The sequence below is a fragment of the Nocardioides sp. genome (genome assembly GCF_047602075.1).
GTDB lineage: Bacteria > Actinomycetota > Actinomycetes > Propionibacteriales > Nocardioidaceae > Nocardioides.
On sequence record NZ_JASGIF010000001.1, the window covers coordinates 2,211,981 to 2,232,280 of the forward strand.

General features: G+C 70.4%; 22 protein-coding genes and 1 pseudogene. 16 read left to right on the top strand and 7 right to left on the bottom strand.

Going from position 1 to position 20,300, the window contains the following annotated elements:
• Window positions 1-44: 44 nt before the first annotated feature.
• Window positions 45-659: a helix-turn-helix domain-containing protein gene (locus tag QM714_RS11175; protein WP_415100416.1), complete on the bottom strand. Its 615-nt coding sequence runs from the start codon at window positions 657-659 to the stop codon at window positions 45-47.
• A gap of 68 nt (window positions 660-727) precedes the next feature.
• On the opposite strand from QM714_RS11175, the gene QM714_RS11180 reads away from it, so the two are divergent.
• The 16 genes from QM714_RS11180 to QM714_RS11255 all read left to right on the top strand — a co-directional run bounded on the left by QM714_RS11180 (window position 728) and on the right by QM714_RS11255 (window position 14,274).
• Window positions 728-1,993, top strand: coding sequence for an MFS transporter (locus QM714_RS11180; protein ID WP_415100418.1), 1,266 nt, complete (start codon window positions 728-730; stop codon window positions 1,991-1,993).
• Between the two features lie 79 nt (window positions 1,994-2,072).
• On the top strand, window positions 2,073-2,954 hold the full coding sequence (locus tag QM714_RS11185; protein WP_415100420.1) for an FAD binding domain-containing protein: 882 nt from the start codon (window positions 2,073-2,075) through the stop codon (window positions 2,952-2,954).
• Between the two features lie 30 nt (window positions 2,955-2,984).
• Window positions 2,985-3,464, top strand: coding sequence for a (2Fe-2S)-binding protein (locus tag QM714_RS11190; RefSeq protein WP_415100422.1), 480 nt, complete (start codon window positions 2,985-2,987; stop codon window positions 3,462-3,464).
• Entirely contained in the window at window positions 3,461-5,836 is a 2,376-nt protein-coding gene (locus QM714_RS11195) for an aerobic carbon-monoxide dehydrogenase large subunit (protein WP_415100424.1), read from the top strand. Before QM714_RS11190 ends, QM714_RS11195 begins: the two co-directional genes overlap by 4 nt.
• Window positions 5,837-5,851: 15 nt before the next feature.
• On the top strand, window positions 5,852-6,811 hold the full coding sequence (locus QM714_RS11200; RefSeq protein WP_415100426.1) for a LysR family transcriptional regulator: 960 nt from the start codon (window positions 5,852-5,854) through the stop codon (window positions 6,809-6,811).
• A gap of 233 nt (window positions 6,812-7,044) precedes the next feature.
• Complete coding sequence (locus QM714_RS11205; RefSeq protein WP_415100428.1) at window positions 7,045-7,341, top strand: hypothetical protein; 297 nt, start codon at window positions 7,045-7,047, stop codon at window positions 7,339-7,341.
• Window positions 7,342-7,344: 3 nt separating this feature from the next.
• Window positions 7,345-8,220 (top strand): FAD binding domain-containing protein, encoded by an 876-nt coding sequence (locus QM714_RS11210; protein ID WP_415100430.1) that lies wholly within the window; start codon window positions 7,345-7,347, stop codon window positions 8,218-8,220.
• A 52-nt stretch (window positions 8,221-8,272) separates the two neighbouring features.
• A complete protein-coding gene (locus tag QM714_RS11215) occupies window positions 8,273-8,839 on the top strand; it encodes a (2Fe-2S)-binding protein (RefSeq protein ID WP_415100432.1) in 567 nt (188 codons plus the stop codon).
• Complete coding sequence (locus tag QM714_RS11220) at window positions 8,836-11,253, top strand: aerobic carbon-monoxide dehydrogenase large subunit (protein ID WP_415100434.1); 2,418 nt, start codon at window positions 8,836-8,838, stop codon at window positions 11,251-11,253. The genes QM714_RS11215 and QM714_RS11220 overlap by 4 nt, the downstream gene beginning before the upstream one ends.
• Window positions 11,253-12,266: an XdhC family protein gene (locus QM714_RS11225; RefSeq protein ID WP_415100436.1), complete on the top strand. Its 1,014-nt coding sequence runs from the start codon at window positions 11,253-11,255 to the stop codon at window positions 12,264-12,266. The genes QM714_RS11220 and QM714_RS11225 overlap by 1 nt, the downstream gene beginning before the upstream one ends.
• Complete coding sequence (locus QM714_RS11230) at window positions 12,266-12,847, top strand: SRPBCC family protein (RefSeq protein WP_415100438.1); 582 nt, start codon at window positions 12,266-12,268, stop codon at window positions 12,845-12,847. Before QM714_RS11225 ends, QM714_RS11230 begins: the two co-directional genes overlap by 1 nt.
• Before the next feature lie 10 nt (window positions 12,848-12,857).
• Window positions 12,858-13,109: a hypothetical protein gene (locus QM714_RS11235; RefSeq protein WP_415100440.1), complete on the top strand. Its 252-nt coding sequence runs from the start codon at window positions 12,858-12,860 to the stop codon at window positions 13,107-13,109.
• Window positions 13,110-13,120: 11 nt separating this feature from the next.
• Entirely contained in the window at window positions 13,121-13,348 is a 228-nt protein-coding gene (locus QM714_RS11240) for a hypothetical protein (protein ID WP_415100442.1), read from the top strand.
• Between the two features lie 2 nt (window positions 13,349-13,350).
• Window positions 13,351-13,617 (top strand): hypothetical protein, encoded by a 267-nt coding sequence (locus QM714_RS11245; RefSeq protein ID WP_415100444.1) that lies wholly within the window; start codon window positions 13,351-13,353, stop codon window positions 13,615-13,617.
• Between the two features lies 1 nt (window position 13,618).
• Window positions 13,619-13,915: a hypothetical protein gene (locus QM714_RS11250; RefSeq protein WP_415100446.1), complete on the top strand. Its 297-nt coding sequence runs from the start codon at window positions 13,619-13,621 to the stop codon at window positions 13,913-13,915.
• Entirely contained in the window at window positions 13,912-14,274 is a 363-nt protein-coding gene (locus QM714_RS11255) for a hypothetical protein (protein WP_415100448.1), read from the top strand. The genes QM714_RS11250 and QM714_RS11255 overlap by 4 nt, the downstream gene beginning before the upstream one ends.
• Window positions 14,275-14,279: 5 nt before the next feature.
• Here QM714_RS11255 and QM714_RS11260 read toward each other — a convergent pair whose 3' ends face one another.
• The 6 genes and pseudogenes from QM714_RS11260 to purL form a co-directional block, all read right to left on the bottom strand.
• Window positions 14,280-14,729 carry a hypothetical protein gene (locus QM714_RS11260; protein ID WP_415100450.1) on the bottom strand — a complete coding sequence of 150 codons (450 nt, stop codon included), beginning with the start codon at window positions 14,727-14,729 and terminating at the stop codon, window positions 14,280-14,282.
• The gene (locus tag QM714_RS11265) at window positions 14,726-15,886 is read right to left on the bottom strand and encodes a vWA domain-containing protein (protein ID WP_415100452.1); all 1,161 of its coding nucleotides are present in this window, start codon (window positions 15,884-15,886) and stop codon (window positions 14,726-14,728) included. The genes QM714_RS11260 and QM714_RS11265 overlap by 4 nt, the downstream gene beginning before the upstream one ends.
• The gene (locus QM714_RS11270; RefSeq protein ID WP_415100454.1) at window positions 15,879-16,760 is read right to left on the bottom strand and encodes an AAA family ATPase; all 882 of its coding nucleotides are present in this window, start codon (window positions 16,758-16,760) and stop codon (window positions 15,879-15,881) included. Before QM714_RS11270 ends, QM714_RS11265 begins: the two co-directional genes overlap by 8 nt.
• Window positions 16,761-16,782: 22 nt before the next feature.
• Window positions 16,783-17,031, bottom strand: a complete 249-nt coding sequence (locus tag QM714_RS11275; protein WP_415100456.1) for a hypothetical protein — start codon at window positions 17,029-17,031, stop codon at window positions 16,783-16,785.
• Between the two features lie 97 nt (window positions 17,032-17,128).
• Window positions 17,129-17,875, bottom strand: coding sequence for an alpha/beta hydrolase (locus QM714_RS11280; protein ID WP_415100458.1), 747 nt, complete (start codon window positions 17,873-17,875; stop codon window positions 17,129-17,131).
• Window positions 17,876-17,889: 14 nt separating this feature from the next.
• A pseudogene (gene purL / locus QM714_RS11285) lies at window positions 17,890-20,134 on the bottom strand (phosphoribosylformylglycinamidine synthase subunit PurL).
• Window positions 20,135-20,300: the final 166 nt, after the last annotated feature.

Consider the following 20,300-nt stretch of genomic DNA (forward strand, 5'->3'; position numbering starts at 1 on the left):
CATCGATGGGGATGATCCGCGTGAACGCCGGTGCCTCGAGGACGTTAGTCGGCGTCGTAGGGCTGGAGCAGCGCGAACAGGTGGTAGGTCTCGCGGGGGGCATCGTCGGCGGCGCCGCGGGTGCGGGCCACCCACTCGTCGAAGAGCTGGTCCAACGCCGTGGCAAACTCGCCGGCCTCGTCGCGGGTCAGCCGGATGGTGCCCTCGATGATCGCCGAGCTGGTGCCTTCTCGGCGGCGCAGCTCGTAGGCGCGATCGACCAGCTCGTGTGCCCGGGCCGAGGCGTGCCGGCGCCAGACATTCACCGCAGCCTGTCCGCCCGGCGCCTCCTCGATCCGACTGACATCGATCCGGAGCTGGTCCCCCGAGGTCAACCGCCACACCCGGTCCCGCCCGTCGCGGGCGGCCTCGGGCGCCTCCTCGACCAGACCGTACTTCGCGAGCTGGCGCAGGTGAAAGCTGGCCTGGTTCGCCGGGATCCCCATCACAGCGGCCACGTCGGCCGCGCGCATCGGCCCGGCCGCCTCCATCTCGCCGATGATCCGGTTGCGCACCGGATGGGCGATCGCTCGGAGCACTCGGGGGTCGGCTCCCGCGGCGCCGGGGTCTGTCGCTGAATCCGTCGCTGGATCGTTCGTCTGGTCTGCGGAGTCGGTCACGGCGCCATCCTAGCAAATTCCGCACGAAGTCTTGCGCAACTATCATTGCGCAAGATATGTTGCGGGTTATGTCCAGCTATCGCACCCTCGCCAAGAACCGCGACTTCACCGTGTTGTGGATCGGGGAGACCGTCAACGAGCTCGGCTCGCGGATGTCGGTCTTCGTCTATCCGCTGATCGCCTATGCCCTCTCGGGCTCGACCCTGGTCGCCGCGGTGATCGAGGCGACCTATCTGCTCGGGCTGGCCGCCACACTGCTCCCGGCCGGAGTCTGGGCCGACACCGTGGACCGGCGCCGATTGATGATCGGAGCGAGCGTCACCGGACTCGTCGCCTATGGCTCCCTCGCGATCGCCGGAGCGCTCGGACAGTTGACGTTGATCCACCTAGGCGTCGTCGCAGCCGTCACCGGGGCTGCGGCCGGCGTCTTCGCGCCAGCCCAGATCTCGGCCATCCGGACCGTGGCGCCGACCGAGGACCTGCCTACCGCGCTGTCGCAGAACCAGGCACGCCAGCACGTTGCTGGCCTGCTCGGCGCACCCCTCGGCGGCCTGTTGTACGGCATCACCCGGTGGCTCCCCTTCGCCGCGGACGCGGTGACCTACGCCGTCTCCTGCCTGACCCTGTCCCGCATTCGCACCGACCTGTCCGCACCGCCCCGTCGCGCCGATCGACCGACGATGCGGCGCAAGCTCGCCGACGGGATGCGGTTCGTGTGGAGCCAGCCGTTCCTACGGGTGCTGATGAGCTGGGCGCCACTGACCAACCTGGTCACCAACGCCATCTTCTTCGTGGTGATCATGCGGCTGGTCGAGCAGGGCTACCCCGCGAGCCAGATCGGCCTTATCGAGACCGCGGCCGGGCTGGGCGGGATCCTCGGCGCCCTCGCCGCGCCGTACCTCATCGACCGCCTACCGACCGGCCGACTCACCCTCGCCGTCGCCTGGATGTGCGCACTGCCCCTGGTGCCGCTGCTGAGGTCGATGACGCCGATGACGGCGCTGGTCTCCTCGTTCGTGCTGCTCCTGATCAACCCCGCCGGCAACGCCGGCATCGGCGCCTACCGCGTCGCGATCACCCCCGCCGACCTGCAGGGCCGGGTCGCGGCCACCTCGCAGTTCTTGTCGATGTCGATCATGCCGCTCTCCCCGCTGGTCGGCGGCTGGCTCCTGCACCGGTACGGCGGTCCCGCAGCCGTCGCCGCCCTGTTGGTCGCCAGCACGCTCCTCGCCTGCTACCTCACCGGGAGCCGCAGCATCCGCTCGGTCCCCCGCCCCCAGCACTGGCCCACCTCCCCCGAGTCCTCGGCACCCGAGCTGGCGCCCGTGCCCTGAGCCTGGAACCGGCAGGCGACGTAGCATCCACCGTGACGGGGGTCACGTCGAGGCCGGTCGAGGCAGTGGGAGGGCCAGCGTGCAGGTGCCAGCTCCGATCGAATACGAGCGGGCGACCAGCGTGGAGCACGCGATCGGACTCCTCGATCGACTGGGCGAGGAGGCCCGGTTGATCGCGGGTGGACACAGCCTGCTTCCGATGATGAAACTGCGGCTGGCCAACCCGGAGTACCTCGTCGACATCAACGACCTGCACACCGAGCTCGGCTACATCAAGATCACGCCCACCGAGGTGCGGATCGGCGCGATGACCAGGCACCGGGAGCTGCTGGAATCCGACGACCTGGCCCAGGTGTGCCCGATCTTCCGTGACGCAGAGCGAGTGATCGCCGACCCGCCGGTGCGCAACCGCGGGACGTTGGGCGGCGCCCTGTGCCAGGCGGATCCGTCGGAGGACCTGTCCTCGGTGTGCACCACGTTGGACGCGAGCTGCGTGATCACCGGCCAGCGCGGCGAGCGGGTGGTGTCGATGGACGAGTTCCACCTCGGGCCCTACGAGACCGTCGTCGACCACGCCGAGATGCTGACCGAGGTGCGCATCCCGATCCGCCCGCGAGGCAGCAGCGCCTACGCCAAGGTCGACCGGCGTGCGGGCGACTGGGCCGTGACCGCGGCCGGAGCGGCGCTCTGGCTCAACGAGGACGGCACCATCGCCGACGCCAGGGTGGGCCTCGCCGCCGTTGGCCCTAACACCACCGGCATCCCCGAGGTGTCGGCCACCCTGCACGGGCAGGCACCCGGCGAGCAGGCCTGGGAGGCCGCGGCACACATCGCCGAGGAGCGCTGCCGGCCGGTCACCGACAGCCGTGGGTCGGCGGACTACAAGCGCCACCTGGCCGGTGAGCTGACCCGCCGGACGCTGCGGGTCGCCTGGCAGCGGATCGCCGAGGCCAACCGATGAGAGCGATCACCCGATGAGGACGGTCGTCTGATGGAGGTCAGCCTGACGGTCAACGGCGAGCAGGTCACCGGCGAGGTGGAGGCTCGGCTGTTGCTGGTGCACTTCCTGCGCGACGAGCTCGGGCTGACCGGCACGCACTGGGGCTGCGACACCAGCAACTGCGGGACCTGCGTAGTGCTCTACGACGACGAGCCGGTGAAGTCCTGCACCGTGTTGACCGCGATGGCCGCGGGCCACGACGTACGCACCGTCGAGAGCCTGGAGTGGGAGGGCGAGCTCGACCCCGTCCAGCAGGGTTTCATGCAGTGCCACGGGCTGCAGTGCGGCTTCTGCACGCCCGGGATGCTGATGTCGGCGCGTGCTCTGTTGGACCGCGATCCCGACCCGGACGAGCACACCATCCGGGAGGCGATCTCGGGGCAGATCTGCCGATGCACCGGCTATGCCGCGATCGTCCGGTCGATCCAGTGGGCTGCCGCGCACCCCTTCGGGAAGGAGGAGGACCAGTGAGCGTCCAGGAGTTCGTCGACAACGACCAGCACCCGCTCGGGCACGGCCGGATGCTGCGCAAAGAAGACCGCCGCTTCGTGCGCGGCCGCGGCCGCTACCTCGACGACCTCACCCTGCCCGGCATGCTGCACCTGGCCATCCTGCGCAGCCCGGTCGCGCACGCCCGGATCGTCTCCGTCGACACCCTGGCCGCCGAGGCGCACCCCAAGGTCAAGGCCGTCGTCACCGGCGCGATGCTGGCCGAGCGCGGGCTGGCCTGGATGCCGACCCTCTCCGGCGACCAGCAGGCCGTGCTGGCCACCGACAAGGTCCGCTTCCAGGGCCAGGAGATCGCCTTCGTCGTCGCCGAGGACCGCTACTCCGCGCGCGACGCGCTGGAGCTGATCGACGTGGAGTACGACGAGCTGCCGCCCGTGGTCGACGTACGCCACGCCCTCGATGCGGACGCTCCGGTGATCCGCGACGACCTCGACGGCAAGACCGACAACCACTGTTTCGACTGGGAGACCGGCGACGCGGCGGCCACCGACGCGGTGTTCGACCGCGCCGAGGTGGTGCTGCGTCAAGAGCTGGTCTTCCCCCGCGTGCACCCCGCCCCGATGGAGACGTGTGGCGCGGTGGCGTCCTTCGACCGGGTCGAGGAGAAGCTCACCTTGTGGTCCACTACGCAGGCGCCGCACGCGCACCGGACCATGCTCGCGATGTTCTCCGGCCTGCCCGAGCACCGGATCAGGGTGATCTCCCCCGACATCGGCGGCGGCTTCGGCAACAAGGTGCCCATCTATCCCGGCTATGTCTGCGCGATCGTCGGGTCGATGCTCACCGACCGTCCGGTGAAGTGGGCCGAGGACCGCACCGAGAACCTGATCGCCTCGGGCTTCGCGCGGGACTACGTGATGCACGGCGAGATCGCCGCCAGTCGCGACGGCCGGATCCTGGCCCTGCGCAGTCATGTCCTCGCCGACCACGGCGCGTTCAACGGCACCGCGGCGCCGCGCAAGTTCCCTGGCGGCTTCTTCGGGGTCTTCACCGGCAGCTACGACCTCGAGGCGGCCTACTGCTCGATGACCGCGGTGCACACCAACAAGGCCCCGGGCGGCGTCGCCTACGCCTGCTCGTTCCGGATCGCCGAGGCGGTCTACCTCGTCGAGCGGATGGTCGACCTGCTCGCCGGCGAGCTCGGTCGCGACCCGGTCGACCTGCGTCGACAGAACTTCATCCGCCCCGACCAGTTCCCCTACACCAGCCGCACCGGCTGGGTCTACGACTCCGGCGACTATGCCGCCACCCTGGACGAGGCGCTCCGGATGGCGGGGTACGACGACCTGCGCACCGAGCAGGCCGAGCGCCGTGAACGCGGCGAGCTGATGGGGATCGGCATCTCCTTCTTCACCGAGGCGGTCGGCGCGGGTCCGCGCAAGGAGATGGACATGCTCGGCCTCGGCATGGCCGACGGCTGCGAGGTGCGGGTCCATCCCACCGGGTCGGCCGTCGTGCGCATCGCCGTACAGACCCAGGGACAGGGCCACGAGACCACCTTCGCCCAACTCGTCGGCGAGGAGCTCGGCATCCATCCCGACGACGTCGAGGTCGTCCACGGCGACACCGACAACACGCCGTACGGCCTGGGCACCTACGGCTCCCGCTCGACTCCCGTCTCCGGCGCCGCCGCCGTGCTGGCCGCTCGCCGAGTGCGGGAGAAGGCGCGGCTGATCGCGGCCGGGATGTTGGAGGTCGCGCCCGACGACCTGGAGTGGACCAAGGGTCGGTTCGACGTCCGCGGGGTGCCCGGCGCGGGGGTGACCATTCAGGAGGTCGCGATGCAGGCGCACGGAGCGGTCGACCTGCCTCCCGGCGTCGAGGGCGGCCTGGACGCGCAGGTGTCCTACAACCCCGAGAACCTCACCTATCCCTATGGCGCCTACATCTGCGTGGTCGACGTCGACCCGGGTACGGCGGTGGTCAAGGTCCGTCGCTTCATCGCCGTCGACGACTGCGGCACCCGGATCAACGAGATGATCGTCGAGGGCCAGATCCAAGGTGGCCTGACCGACGGGGTCGGGATGGCGCTGATGCAGTTCATCGGATTCGACGAGCACGGCAACTGTCTCGGCGGGTCCTTGATGGACTACCTGATCCCGACCGCCCTCGAGGTCCCCGACTGGGAGTGCGGGATGACCGTGACGCCGTCGCCGCACCACCCCATCGGGGCCAAGGGCGTGGGCGAGTCGGCCACCGTTGGCTCGCCGCCCGCGGTGGTCAACGCGGTGGTCGACGCGCTCGCGCCGTACGGTGTGCGGCACATCGACATGCCACTGACCCCGTCACGAGTCTGGGAGGCGATGCAGGGCCGTGCCACTCCTCCCTTCTGAGCCCGGATCCGCCCGATGACCCCGACCCAGCTGCGCGCCTTCGCCAGCGTCGTGCGGCTCGGCTCGGTGAAGGCTGCCGCCGCCGACCTCGGCGTCACCGAGGCAGCGGTGTCGTTGCACGTCGGCCAGCTGCGCAAGGAGTTGGGCGACAAGCTGTTCACCCGCACCTCCTCTGGACTCGCCTTCACCCCCGGCGGGCTGCGACTCGCCAGCCGCGCGGTCGAGCTGCTCGGCCTGCAGGACCGCACCGTGCTGGAGGTCCGCGCGGCCGGCGCCGGCCGACGACTGCTGCGGCTGGCCACCACGTCCCTGTTCGCTGAGTACGCCGCTCCGGGATTGATCGAGTTCTTCGCCGACCGTGCACGCGATCTCGACGTGGAGCTGAGTGTGCACCGGTCCCGCGACTTCGAATCGCTCCTGCTCACCCGCTCGGTCGACGCGACCATCGGCCCTCGACCGGCCACGACCGAGCCCGGGGTGAGCACCACCCTGTTCTTGAACTACCAGATCCTGGCGGTCGTCGCTCCCGATCACCCGTTGACGCATACCGGCCAACCCGGGGCCGCCCTCCTGCGCAGCCAGACCTGGCTGCTCGGCCCCGCGGCGGCGGGCGACGCCGGAGTGATCCCGCAGATGCTGCGGCGTATCGGGGTTCCCGAGGAGCGCCAGCAGATCTTCCAGAGCCACGCCGCAGCCGTCGAGGAGGCCAAGCGGGGCACCGGCGTCTCGCTGGCCGTCTCCTTCGCCGTCGCCCAGGACCTGGCCGCGGGCACGCTCGCCAAGGTGCCGGGCCGCGCCGTCCAGGGCCAGGGCTCGTGGAACATCTCCATCCTCGCCGGCAAACAGGCACCTTCCGCCGCCGAGGAGATGGCCCGCTTCGTCACCACGCCCCGCGCCACCCAGGCCATGCTCCGCGGCCGCAGCGTCACCCACGGCCGCTTCAAGCCCGCCATCCACGTCACCCTCTGGAGCTGACCGGCCCCCTCTCACCGACCCTGGAGCGTTATCCGGTCCCGAATGGGGGTTGAGACGGGGTCGGGAGCCCCAAACGGGACCGAACTAGCTGCTTGGGGGCCGGCTAAGCGATCTATTGATTCGGTGTTGTCCACGGGGCGAGACGGGGTCACAGTGTGGGCAGCACCGTGGGGCAGAGCGTGCTCCGCGGGCGTGCACCGGAGGTGCACCCAGAAGACCGCAAGGAGGTGCGCGTGCCGATCGAGTCGGATGGACACAGCCGCGGCAACCCACGCATGTACGAGCTGATCGAGAACGCTCCCCAGACCGGCAAGAGTCCCACCGTGTGGGCGTTCCCGCAGTTCGTGGAGTTCCTCAAGGTCGCTGGCCAGCCGATGCAGGGGCCCTGGCCGCCCCATCAGCAGCCCCGGCCGGATCCCACCGATGTCGAGGCGCTGCCGGTCGCGGTGCCCGACCCCGAGGCGCCGACCCCGCTCGCCCCCGACAGCGGTCGACCCACCCAAGCCGACGAGCAAGGGCAGGAGGGCTGAGGCGTGTATCCCTCCCGATTCGCCTACGAGGCCCCGCGCACCCTCGACGAGGCCATCGACCTGCTGGCGCGCGGTGCCGGCGAGGCGAAGGTGCTCGCGGGCGGGCAGAGCCTGGTCCCGCTGCTCAAGCTCCGGTTCGCCTCGCCCGACCTGCTGGTCGACATCAACAACCTGCCCGGACTCGACCACCTGGAGGTCGCGCCGAGCGGCGCCATCCGGGTCGGCGCGCTGGTTCGACACCGCGACCTCGAGCGGGCGTCCGCCCTCACCACCGCCCAGCCGGTGATGGCCGCTGCCGCGCCACTGATCGCCGACCCGATCGTCCGCACCCGCGGCACCCTGGTCGGCTCGCTGTGCCACGCCGACCCCCAAGGCGACTGGGCGGCGGCCGTCACCGCGGTCGGTGGGCACGTGGTCGCCCAAGGCCCGCGCGGCCGCCGGAGCATCCCGATCTCCGACTTCGTGACCGGACCGTTCCAGAACGTGCTGGCCTTCGACGAGATCGCGGTCGAGGCCGTCATGCCCGCGCCCCAGGGCACCCCGGTCGGCGGCTTCCTCAAGCTGGAACGCCGTGTGGGCGACTTCGCCACGGCGGGTACGGCGGTCGCGCTCGACCTCGACGGCGACCGGGTCGTGCGAGCGGGCATCGCCCTGACCGGAGTGGGCAGCCGGACCATCAATGCCAGCGACGCGGCGGCGACCCTGGTGGGGCAGCCGCTGACCGCGGACACCATCGCCCGCGCCGCCGACCTGGCCGCCGCGGACGCGCAGCCGAATTCGGATCACCGTGGCAGTGCGGAGTACAAGCGCCACGTGATCCACACCTTCGTCACCCGGATCCTGACCCGGATCACGACGACGAGCGAGAGGGCAGCATAGTGAACACCCCACGAAACCACTCGCTTCGCTCGCGCTTCCGCGGGGACCCCGAATGAGCACGCTCTTCGAAGAGGTCCCGGCGGGCGCCGACGCCGGCGTACCCATCAGGCGAGTGACCATCACCCTCAACGGTGAGCGACGAGCGGCCGACGTCGAGCCGCGGCTGCTGTTGGCGCATCTGCTCCGGCAGGGGTTCAAGCTGACCGGCACCCACACCGGCTGCGACACCACCAACTGCGGCGCCTGCACCGTGCTGGTGGACGGTCTGCCGGTGAAGAGCTGCACGATGCTGGCCGTCCAGGCCGACGGCCACGCGGTGACCACCGTCGAAGGTCTGGCCGGGCCGAGCGAGCTGCACCCACTGCAAGAAGGCTTCAAGGACGAGCACGGCCTGCAGTGCGGATTCTGCACACCGGGCATGATGCTCGCCGCGAAGGCCCTGCTGGCGGAGAACCCCGACCCCACCGAGGACGAGGTCCGCTTCGCCCTCTCGGGCAACCTGTGCCGCTGCACGGGCTATCAGAACATCGTCAAGGCGGTGCTGTGGGCCGCTGCGAAGATGCGCGGCGAGACACCGGGAGAAGGCCACGAGGGAGCAGAGGACGGTGCGGGCGCATGACCACCACCGAGCCGACCGTCGAGCCGGTCTCCCGCGCGCTCGACGAGATCAAGATCGGCGGCATGGGCGCCAGCCGCCGCCGGGTCGAGGACAACCGCTTCATCCGCGGCAAGGGGCACTACATCGACGACGTGGTGCTGCCCGGGATGTTGCACATGGAGATCCTGCGCAGTCCGGTCGCCCATGCCCGGATCCGCTCCATTGACACCAGCGCGGCCTGGGACATCCCCGGCGTACGCCTCGTGCTGACCGGTGAGATGTTGGCTACTCGCAACCTCGCCTGGATGCCGACGCTGAGCTACGACACCCAGGCCGTGCTGGCTACCGACAAGGTCCGCTTCCAAGGCCAGGAGGTCGCAGCAGTCATCGCCGACGACCCCTACATCGCCAAGGACGCCTGCGAGGCGATCGTGGTGGACTACGAGCCGCTGCCGGTGATCGTCAATCCGACCCAGGCGCTCGCCGACGACGCTCCGATCATCCGGGACGACAAGGAGAACCAGCCCGACAACGTCTGCTTCACCTGGCAGGTCGGCGACAAGGACGGCACCGACCGGGCCTTCGCCGAGGCCGACCACGTGTCGACGATCGAGATGCACTACCCCCGCTCGCACCCGTCGCCGCTAGAGACGTGCGGCTCGGTGGCCGACTTCGATCGCGCCACCGGCAAGCTCACCGTCTACATGACCACGCAGGCGCCGCACATCGTCCGCGCCGCGGTCGCGCTGATCGCCGAGCTGCCCGAGCACATGATCCGGATCGTCAGCCCCGACCTCGGCGGCGGCTTCGGCAACAAGGTGCCGGTCTACCCCGGCTACGTCGTCTCGATCGTCGCCTCGATCCTCACCGAGCGTCCGGTCAAGTGGATCGAGGACCGCACCAGCAACCTGATCTCCACCGGGTTCGGCCGCGACGTCTACCTCAAGGGCGAGCTGGCGCTGCGCAAGGACGGCAAGATCCTCGCGGTGCGGATGCACACCGACTCCGACCACGGCGCCTTCTTCGGCGACGCGCAGCCGAGCAAGTTCAAGATCGGCCTGCTGCACTCGACGTTCTCCTGTTACGACATTCCGACGGCACACCTGACCGCGCGCGGCGTCTACACCAACAAGGCGCCGGGCGGGGTCGCCTACCGCTGCTCGTTCCGGGTGACCGAGGCGATGTTCTTCCAGGAGCGGATGATGCAGGCCGCCGCGGAGGAGCTGGGCCTCGACCAGGCCGAGTTCCGCAGGATGAACTTCGTGCGCGACGACGACTTCCCGCACCGCACCCCGTTCGGGTTCCTCACCGACTCCGGTCAATATGCCAAGTGCCTACAGGTCGGTCTCGACGCGATCGACTACGAGGGCTTCCGCAAGGAGCAGGCCGAAGCCGCCAAGAACGGCCGGCTGCTCGGGATCGGCATCTCCTGCATGACCGAGCCACTCGGCGCCGGCAACAGCCGGGAGTACGACATCCTCGGCATCAAGATGTTCGACTCCGCCGAGCTGCGCGTGCACATGACCGGCAAGGCGATCCTGCGCACCGGCGCCAAGACGCAGGGCCAGGGCCACGAGACGACCTGGGCGCAGATCGTCGCCCACGAGCTGGGTCTGCCTGCCGACGACATCGTCGTCGAGGAGGGCGACACCGACACGGCACCGTTCGGGATGGGCACCTACGCCTCCCGGAGCACGCCGGTGGCCGGCGCCGCCGTCGCGATGGCCGCCCGCAAGGTGCGGGCCAAGGCCCGCAAACTCGCCGCACACTTGCTCGAGGTCTCCGAGGAGGACGTCGAGTGGGAGCTCGGCCGGTTCTACGTCCGCTCCGCCCCGGACCGTGGCGTGACCATCCAGGAGTGCGCGATGGCGGCGTACTCCAACATGCCCGACGGCCTCGAGCCTGGCCTGGAGGCCAACGCCTACTACGACCCGCCGAACCTCACCTGGCCGTTCGGCTGCTACATCGTCACCGTCGAGGTCGACCCGCTCACCGGCGTCTGGGACGTGTTGCGGGTCGTGGCCGTCGACGACTGCGGGGTGCGGATCAACCCGATGATCGTCGAGGGCCAGATCATGGGCGGGCTGACCGAGGCCTATGCGATGTCCAGCATGCAGTTCATCACCTTCGACGCCGAGGGCAACTGCATCGGCTCGAACTTCATGGACTACCTGCTGCCGACCGCGTGGGAGACGCCCGGCTACGAGCTGCACGAGGTCGTCACCCCCTGCCCGCACCACCCGATCGGAGCCAAGGGCATCGGCGAGTGCGCGACCGTCGGCGGCCCCGCCGCCTTCGTCAACGCCGTGATGGACGCCCTCAAGGGGTACGGCGTCCGCAACGTCGACATGCCTCTCCTGCCCGACCGGGTGCGGCAGGCGATCACGACCGGCGCCGACGTCTCCGGCGCCCCGCCGATCAGGACGGACTCGTGATGACTACCGGTGCAAACGGCAGCGACGACCTCGACGCCGTCAGCCGCGATCTGGAGCGACGCGGCCAGGAGTACGCCGTCGCAACCGTCGTCTGGCGACAAGCGCCGTCGTCGGGACAGATCGGGTCCCGCGCGATCATCACCGGCGACGGCCAGCTGCACGGCTGGATCGGCGGCGCCTGCGCGGAGCCGACCGTGATCCGAGAGGCGCAACGCGTGATCCGGAGCGGAGAAGCCCAGCTGTTCTTCCTCGGCGCGAGCGAAGAGCTGATGCTCCCCGACGGAGTGACCTCGATCCCGATGTCGTGCCAGAGCGAGGGTGCCTTGCAGATCTACATCGAGCCCATGCTGCCGCCGGTCCGCCTGATCGTGATCGGCCACTCTCCGATGGCCCGCCACCTCACCGAGCTGGCCACCGTGCTCGGCTGGCGCGCCGAGCTGATCGCGGGCGCCGACTTCAGCTCCGCCGAGGTCGACCGGCAGTCGGTGGTCGTGGTCGCTACTCAGGGCCACGGCGACGAGGACGTGCTGCGAGATGCGGTCTCCGCCATGCCGGCGTACGTCGGCATGGTCGCCTCGCGCAAACGTGCCGACGCCGTGCTCGGCTACCTCGCCGACCGAGGCGTGCCGGCACATCTGCTGGAGCGGGTGCATGCGCCGATCGGCCTCGACCTCGGCAGCACGACCCACAGCGAGATCGCCGTGTCCATCCTGGCCGAGCTGGTCCAGCTCCGGGCCGCCGGCGAGCTCGCAGGAGAACTCACCGAGGAGCCCGCGTCAGAGCAGGCGACAGCACCGGCAACAGACGGCCGCATCGAGCTGCCCGTGCTGCAGCCCACCACGGCGCTCGATCCGGTGTGTGGGATGACGGTGCCGGCCGACGACGCGCACTACCCGCACGAGCACGCTGGCACGACGTACCACTTCTGTTGCGTCGGCTGTCGCGATGCCTTCGCGGATGACCCGGAGCGGTTCCTGGCCGGCGCCACTCAGAGCTGTGGAGGTGCGGACTGATGCTGATCAACAACGAGTTCGAGGTCGCGCAGCCGATCGAGAAGGTGTGGGAGTTCTTCGGCGACATCCCCGGTGTCGCCGCCTGTCTCCCCGGCGCCGACCTCACCGAGCAGCTCGGCGACGACACCTACGCCGGCACGGTCGGCATCCGGATGGGCCCGGTGAAGTTGGAGTTCGCCGGCCAGGCCACGGTCCTCGAGCGTGACGACGCCACCAAGCAGATGGTCATCGACGCGACCGGCTCCGACCTCAAGGGCCGCGGCCAGGCGGCGATGAAGATCACCGCCGCGCTGGCCTCGGTCGGGTCCGGCACGCGCGTGCAGATGGGCCAGGACCTGCAACTGTCCGGCGCAGCCGCCCAGTATGGCCGCGGCATGATCACCGATGTCAGCACGGTGCTGATGGGCCAGTTCGCCGACAACGCCCAGCGGCGGATCGCCGCGCTCGAGTGGGGCGAGTCGGTCGACGATCTCGCCGCCAAGCCCGCGAGCGGACTGGCGATCGGCCTGCAGGCCGTCCGGATGGCGCTGATGCGCGTCTTGCGCCGTTTCTTCCTGCCCTACCAACCCGACGCGAGTTGAGGAGGCCTCGATGCTGTGGTGGATCGGCAACATCGTGCTGCTGGTGGTCGTCGTACCCGTCCTGGTGGCGCTGCTCAACCGCGTGCTCGCCGCGTTGGAGCGGATCAGAGCAGCCTCCGACCACATCCTGGCGGGAGGCGGCGCGCTCGCCGGTGAGTTCGAGAACGTGCCCGAGACCCTCGCCGAGACGGGCGCGACCGTCGAGGCCGTCTCCCAAGGCGCCGTCCGCTATGCCGGCTCCGTCGCGAAGCTGTTGGGTTGAGGTGATGTGAGATGCCTGCTGTCGCCTGGGTGACCGTCGTGCTCGCGACGCTCATCATCGCCGCCGCCGCACTCGGCCTGATCCGGGTGATCGGCCACCTCCTCGCGGTGACCCGCACTCTGAACGGAGTGATCGCGGGAGTCGGGGTGGTCGCCGACCGGACCGCCACCGTGCCCGCCTCGGTCGACGCCGTCAATGCCAGCCTCAAGCCGGTCCGCGACTTCTGTGAGGGGGTCTAGCCATGACCGTCTTGCTGTCCACGTTGATGTCGACCGGATGGACGATCGGCTACACGATCGGCATCGTCGTCGTGTTGGTGGTCGTGGCCCTGGTCGTGCCGATCCTCTTGCTCGCCCGCCGGATCGGCACGCAGGCTCAGGCCATCGACGACTCGCTGCAGCAGTCGGTGACCAACACCGCCGGTCTGGCCGGGTTGCAGACCACCATCGACAGTGCCGAGGTGATCGTCGCGGGACTGCACCGCGGCCGCACTCGGTTGGGAGGCTGAGATGACCGGCATCGAGCTCTTGCTCACCGACACCCAGCGGTCGCTGTGGTGGGTCGCGATCATCGCCGGGTTCGTCGTCGTGTTGGCCGTCGCCGCGCTGCTCACGATCCTGGTCCTGCTGGTGCGCACCATCGACCAACGCGTGGCGACGGTCAAGGCAACGCTGCTCCAGGCCGAGCAGAACACCGACGACACCGCGCTCATCGGACAGACGGCGGCCGGGGTGGACGCAGTGCTCGGCGAAGGGCTCGAGCACCACCTCTTCCTCGGCCGGGTTCTCGGAAAGGTGCGGATGTGACCACGCTCGTCGTCTTCACCGTCATCGACATCCTGCTGCTCATCGCAGGGCTCGCGTTCTACCTCTACGTGGTCGGCTCCCAGCTCAACCGGATCGCCGCTAACCTGGAGGAGTGCGGCGAGATCGTCGACCGCATCGTCGACAACGCCGAGCCGATCATGCCCGGTCTGCGGCACATCAACCGGACCGGCGGGATCGTCGCCGGCGCGCTCCCGCTGCTCTACGGCATGGCCGAGGAGATCGTGGTCGGCGCCACCTATCAGCCGCCGGAGTCCGACGAGCGGCCACCCGCTCGACCCGCGTCCGGGCGGCGTCGCTCGCGTCTGCACGAGACCGTGGGCTACGAGCCGGTCAGCTAGCGAAGCTAGGGCTTCCGCTCGCCACCCTCGGGAGACCGGCCGGTGGTGAGGGGACCCGTGGTCGGCGCGTCATAGGAGCCGATCCAGTGGTCCTGCCAGGCCGAGTCCACCTGCTGGCTGTTGCACTGGGGCCGATAGACGGCGATCAGCTCGTCGGCGACCTGCTGTCGATGCCCGACCTGCCCGCCGGGGATCTGGTAGGTCGCCACGCGGACGTCGTACCTCCCGCCGGCACGGCGGATCCAGCACGGCGCCGCCGGGTGGCGGAACGGGAAGCCCTCGGTGGTGAGGTCCTCGCTATGGCCGACGTAGATCACCGCGTGACGCTCGGGGGCGATGTCCGGGTCGGGCCGGTAGAGCACCACGTAGACCCCGGCGGCCGCGGGCGGCGTCCAGGCCGCGAGCACTCGGGGGCCGTCGAAGGGGTAGCCCGCGAGCGAGCCGAGCCGGATCATCCCATCGCCGCCAGCGTCTGCGCGAACACCTCGAGGCCGGCCAGGTCGCGCGCCGACAGCACCGAGTCGACGTACGGCGTCACGACGGTCATCCCCAACGAGAGTGGTGCACCGTTGCCGGCATGGGGGTCGAGCCAGACGATCCGGTGAGACTGCCGGGCGAGCCGCTGCATCGCCTGCTCCAGCATGGTCGGGTCGCCGCGGTCGAGGCCGTCGGAGCAGATCACCACGATCCCCCCACGGGCGATGCCCCGACGGCCCCAGTCACGCACGAACACGTCCAGCGAGGCACCGATCCGGGTGCCGCCCTCCCAGTCCACGACTGCCTCGGCCGCCCTGGCCAGAGCGTCGTCGGTGCGCCGACGCTCCAGCTGGCGAGTGATCCGGGTCAGCCTGGTGCCGAAGCAGAAGACCTCGACCCGTCGGCCGGCCCGCGCCGTCCCGTGCGCCCACTGCAGGAGCGCGCGGGAGTAGTCAGCCATCGACCCCGACACGTCGAGGACGAGCACCAGCGGGCGTGGCCGCAGTCGACGAGCCTGCCAGTGCAGCTCGGCTGGGTCCTCGTGAGTGCGCAGCGCGGCCCGGACGGTCCGACGCAGGTCGGGGCGAGTGCCGTCGACGGCCGGCGTGGTGCGCCTCGACCGGCGACGCGGTGGGGCCAGCCGCACGGTGCGCATGATCCGTCGCAGCGAGGCCAGCTCGTCAGGCGTGCAGTCGCCGAACGACCTGGTCCGCAGGGTCGCGACGTCGGAGCCGATCAGCCCCATCCGGCCCTGCTCCTGCTCCTCGCGCTCTTCTCCACTCTGCTCCGGCTCGGGGAGCTGCAGATCCGCCCAGGCCTCGGCACGCTCCGGAGCAGCGGCGTGCTGCTCCTCCGCGGACTCACCGGGAGCGCCGAGGAACCACTCCTGGAACACGTCGTGATAGATCGGGATGTGCTCTCGCCGGGAGACCAGCGTGCTGCGGCCCGCCCAGTAGAGGTCGAGCAGGTCGGTCGGGTCGAGGGGCTCCATCGCCGCGCAGTAGGTCAGCACCTCGCCGGTCCCGACCGGCAGGCCGGCCTCGCGTAGCGCCCGGCCGAAGCCGACCAGCGACGCCACGAACTCCTCGCCCTGACCGTCCCGCCCGTCGGCGGGCGGGTCGGACGGCTCAGCCACGGGCGAGCTCGTGGAGGTGCTCGCGGACGACGTCGAGGTCGTCGCGGTCCTTGATCGCGGCGCCGAGGGTGTCCTCAAGCGCTTCGACGTCGAGGCCGTCCGGGTCGTGCACGCCGACCGCGTCGAGGGTGCGCACCCAGTCGATCGTCTCGGCGACGCCGGGCGCCTTGACCAGGTCAAGCTCGCGCAGCCGATGCACCGCGGCGACGACCTTGCGGGCCAGCGTCTCGGTGACCTGCGGCTCGCGGACCAGCACGATCTCGAGCTCACGCTCCGCGCTGGGGTAGTCGACCCAGTGGTAGAGGCAGCGTCGCTTCAGCGCGTCGTGCAGCTCTCGCGTCCGGTTGGAAGTGAGCACCACCAGCGGTGGCCGCTCGGCCTTGACGGTGCCGAGCTCGGGGATGGTGATCTGGAACTCCGAGAGAAGCTCGAGCAGAAACGCCTCGAACTCGTCGTCGGCACGGTCGACCTCGTCGACCAGCAGCACCGCGCCGTCTCCGGCGCGGACGGCGTCGAGCAGCGGCCGCTCGATCAGGAACTTCGGCCCGAACAGTGCGTCCACGGCCGCGTCGTCGTCCAACGACCGCTCCGACAGCGCCCGGATCTGCAGCAGCTGACGGGCGTAGTCCCACTCGTAGAGCGCCTGATGGGTGTCGATCCCCTCGTAGCACTGCAGCCTGATCAGCCGCCGACCGAGCACCTCGGCCAACGTCTTGCCGATCTCGGTCTTGCCGACCCCGACCTCACCCTCGAGCAGCAGCGGCCGGTCCAGCCGGAGACCGACGTAGGCCGCGGTCGCCAGCCCCCGATCGGCCAGATAGCCGCCGCCGCGGAGCAGGTCGGTGAGCTCGGCAACGCTCTCGGGTCGGGACATCGACGTGCTCGCGCGGGCCGGATCAGTCGTCCGGGCCGAGCACGAGGTCACGGATGGTGACGCCGGAAGGGTCGTACTTCCCCTCGCGCTGGAGCAGCTCGCGCCAGGCGGTGCCCAGATCGGTGCCGGGCTCGGCCATGCCGTCGAAGGTCACGCCACGCATCCGCTTGCAGACCTTGGCCGGAGTGGAGCCGTCGAGTTCGAGCGCGGCCTCGGTGGCTTCGTCGGCGGACCACACCGCGTGCAGGACCCCGGTCTGCTCGTCGCTCATGATGCCTCCCTCCACAGCGCTGACGCCTCCACTGTAGGTCTGCGCGGGCCGTCGCGGGAGGGTCGGTTAAGGGAATCCTTGCCCCGAGGCCTCGGCGTCAGGGCGTGCGGATCGTCGCGAGGATCTGCTCGATCCGCGCCCAAGCCGGTGAGCCGAGCTCGACGACGCCGAAGTGACCGCCGGGCACCTCCACCAACTCGGCCGTCGCCCCTGCCGCGCGGGCCTTGGCGACATAGGCCTCCGACTGTGCGAAGGGAACGTCCTCGTCGTCGCGGGCGTGGACGCACCAGACCGGCACGTCGAGCGGCAGCTGGCGGGTCGGGTCGGCCGAGGCGTACGACGACGCGTCGGGCCCGCCGCCCATGAACCGCCCCACCGCGCCGCTACCGAGGTCCGCGGCGAAGGCACCGGCGAGGTCGACCACCCCGGCCTGGGAGATCACTGCGGTGACCGGCACGGCTACCGGCGACCAGCGCTCGAAGCGTCCCCGCGCGGCGGCCCACACCGCGAGGTGGCCGCCCGCCGAGTGACCCAACGTGACGACCCCGGCGCCGAGGTCGGCTCCGAGATCGAGGCCGGCCAGCGCGTCGATCCCGGCGGCGACATCGTCCAGGGTGGTCGGGAAGCCGCCGCCGTTGCCGACCCGGCGATACTCCAGGTTCCACGCCGTCCAGCCCGACTCGGCCAGCCGTTCGGCGAGCGGCTCGCCCAGCGCGGCGTCGTACTCCGCCTTCCAGAAGCCGCCGTGGATCACCACCACTAGGCCCTGCGAGGCGCAGTCCGGCCGATGCAAGCTTCCCCGCTGAGCAGGATCGGTGCCGTAGCGCACCACCTCGCGGGACACCGGCGCCGCGGCCCTCAGCCCAGCGCGGCGGGCAGGGTCGAGGCCCAGGCCTCGCGCAGCTCGCCGAGCGGGATGCCGAGCTGCCCCTCGACGATCAGCTCGCCGCCGCCGGTGCGGCCGATGGCACCGCAGGGGACGCCGAGACCGTCGGCCATCGCGGTGAACGCGGCCACGTCCCGGTCGCGGACCGTGACGATGGCGCGACCGGCGGACTCGGAGAACAGGCCGACGAACGGGTCACCCTCGAGCGTGACGCTCACCCCGATGCCGTGCGCCAGACAGGACTCAGCCAGGGCCTGGGCCAGGCCGCCGTCGGAGAGGTCGTGCGCACTGGTGAGCAGACCCGAGCGGGCGGCGTCGACGAGGAGCCGGCCGAGGTTCTTCTCGTCGACCAGGTCCACCCGGGGCGGACGGCCGCCAAGGTGGCCGTGCACCACATGCGCCCACTCCGAGCCGGAGAAGCTCCTCGCGGGTCTGACCGAGATGCAGCACCTGCTCCCCCGCGGTCACGAAGCCGGTCGGGGTGCGGCGGGTGACGTCCTCGATGACGCCGAGCACGGCGACCACCGGCGTCGGCAGGATCGCCGTCTCGGCGGTCGAGTTGTAGAGGCTGACGTTGCCGCCGGTGACCGGGACGCCCAGGGTCAGGCAACCGTCCTTGAGGCCGCGGCAGGCCTCGGCGAACTGCCACATCACGGCGGGGTCCTCGGGCGAGCCGAAGTTCAGGCAATCGGAGACGGCCAGCGGTGTGGCCCCACCGGCGGCCACGTTGCGGTAGGCCTCGGCGAGCGCCAACTGCGCGCCGGCGTAGGGGTCGAGCTTCGCGAAGCGCCCGTTGGCGTCGGTCGAGACCGCCACCCCGAGATTGGTCTCCTCGTCGACTCGGATCATGCCGCTGTCCGCCGGCTGCGCAAGCACGGTGTTGCCGCGCACGTAGCGGTCGTACTGGTCGGTGATCCAGGACTTGTCGCAGAGGTTCGGCGAGCCCACCAGCCGCAGCAGGGTCGCGCGGAGCTCGTCACCGTGCGGGGGCCGAGGCAGCTTCTCGGCTCCATCCTCCTGCAGAGCGTCCTGCCAGTCGGGCCGAGCGAAGGGACGCTGATAGGTCGGTCCGTCGTGGGCGACCGAGCGGGGAGGCACGTCTACCACCCGCTCGCCGTGCCAGTCGATCTGCAGCCGGCCGGTGTCGGTGACCTCGCCGATCGCGGTCGCGTCCACGTCCCACTTCGCGCAGATGGCCAGGAACTGCTCGACGTCGGCCGGCTCGACCACGGCCATCATCCGCTCCTGGGACTCGCTCATCAAGATCTCTTCGGGAGCGAGGGTGGAGTCACGGAGCGGGACGACGTCCAACTCGACGTGCATGCCGCCGTCGCCGGCCGAAGCCAGCTCGGAGGTCGCACAGGACAAGCCCGCACCACCGAGGTCTTGGATGCCGGCGACCAGTCCGGCCGCGAAGAGCTCCAGCGTGCACTCGATGAGGAGCTTCTCCATGAACGGGTCGCCGACCTGCACGCTGGGTCGCTTGGCCGGACCTTCGGCGTCGAAGGTCTCCGAGGCCAGCACCGAGACCCCGCCGATCCCGTCGCCGCCGGTGCGAGCGCCGTAGAGGATCACCTTGTTGCCCACCCCGGACGCCTTCGCCAGGTGCAAGTCCTCGTGCCGGAGCACACCCACGCACAGCGCGTTGACCAGAGGGTTGCCGAGATAGGCCTCGTCGAAGACCGCCTCGCCGCCGATGTTGGGCAGCCCGAGGCAGTTGCCATAGCCGCCCACGCCGGCCACGATCCCCGGCAGCACCCGATGGGTGTCGTCGGCGTCGAGCGGGCCGAACCGCAGTGGGTCCATCACCGCTACCGGGCGCGCGCCCATGGCGAGGATGTCGCGGACGATCCCGCCGACACCGGTCGCGGCGCCCTGATAGGGCTCGACGTACGACGGGTGGTTGTGGCTCTCGATCTTGAACGTGACGGCATAGCCCTGGCCGATGTCGATCACGCCGGCGTTCTCCCCGATGCCGGCGAGCGTCTTGCCGAGCGCGGTCTCTTGGGGGATCTCGCTGAACTGCTTGAGGTGGACCTTGCTGGACTTGTAGGAGCAGTGCTCGCTCCACATCACGGAGTACATCGCCAGCTCCGAGCTGGTCGGTCGCCGGCCGAGGATCTCGCGGATGCGGGAGTACTCGTCGTCCTTGAGGCCCAGGTCCGCCCACGGCTGCTCACGCTCGGGGTCGGTCTGGGCGACCGCGACGGTGTCCACGTGCGGTGTCGCGGGGGGCCCAGTGAGAGGGGGGTGGGTCACGGGCGTCAATCTACCCGCGGGTCGTCGTACGCCGTGGTGCCGCACCGCCGGGACGGGGCTGGGCAACGCCGTCGGTCAGGGTCCACAGCCTGTGGAGAGGGCTGTGGAGAACTACAGCGTTGTA

Excerpts from the sequence above, each read along its gene's own strand:
- QM714_RS11220 (WP_415100434.1), top strand. The coding sequence starts at position 8,836 with ATGACCACCACCGAGCCGACCGTCGAGCCGGTCTCCCGCGCGCTCGAC.
- QM714_RS11215 (WP_415100432.1), top strand. The coding sequence starts at position 8,273 with ATGAGCACGCTCTTCGAAGAGGTCCCGGCGGGCGCCGACGCCGGCGTA.
- QM714_RS11245 (WP_415100444.1), top strand. The coding sequence starts at position 13,351 with ATGACCGTCTTGCTGTCCACGTTGATGTCGACCGGATGGACGATCGGC.
- QM714_RS11270 (WP_415100454.1), bottom strand. The coding sequence starts at position 16,760 with ATGTCCCGACCCGAGAGCGTTGCCGAGCTCACCGACCTGCTCCGCGGC.
- QM714_RS11230 (WP_415100438.1), top strand. The coding sequence starts at position 12,266 with ATGCTGATCAACAACGAGTTCGAGGTCGCGCAGCCGATCGAGAAGGTG.
- QM714_RS11250 (WP_415100446.1), top strand. The coding sequence starts at position 13,619 with ATGACCGGCATCGAGCTCTTGCTCACCGACACCCAGCGGTCGCTGTGG.
- QM714_RS11225 (WP_415100436.1), top strand. The coding sequence starts at position 11,253 with ATGACTACCGGTGCAAACGGCAGCGACGACCTCGACGCCGTCAGCCGC.
- QM714_RS11260 (WP_415100450.1), bottom strand. The coding sequence starts at position 14,729 with ATGATCCGGCTCGGCTCGCTCGCGGGCTACCCCTTCGACGGCCCCCGA.
- QM714_RS11275 (WP_415100456.1), bottom strand. The coding sequence starts at position 17,031 with ATGAGCGACGAGCAGACCGGGGTCCTGCACGCGGTGTGGTCCGCCGAC.
- QM714_RS11180 (WP_415100418.1), top strand. The coding sequence starts at position 728 with ATGTCCAGCTATCGCACCCTCGCCAAGAACCGCGACTTCACCGTGTTG.
- QM714_RS11235 (WP_415100440.1), top strand. The coding sequence starts at position 12,858 with ATGCTGTGGTGGATCGGCAACATCGTGCTGCTGGTGGTCGTCGTACCC.
- QM714_RS11200 (WP_415100426.1), top strand. The coding sequence starts at position 5,852 with ATGACCCCGACCCAGCTGCGCGCCTTCGCCAGCGTCGTGCGGCTCGGC.
- QM714_RS11240 (WP_415100442.1), top strand. The coding sequence starts at position 13,121 with ATGCCTGCTGTCGCCTGGGTGACCGTCGTGCTCGCGACGCTCATCATC.
- QM714_RS11190 (WP_415100422.1), top strand. The coding sequence starts at position 2,985 with ATGGAGGTCAGCCTGACGGTCAACGGCGAGCAGGTCACCGGCGAGGTG.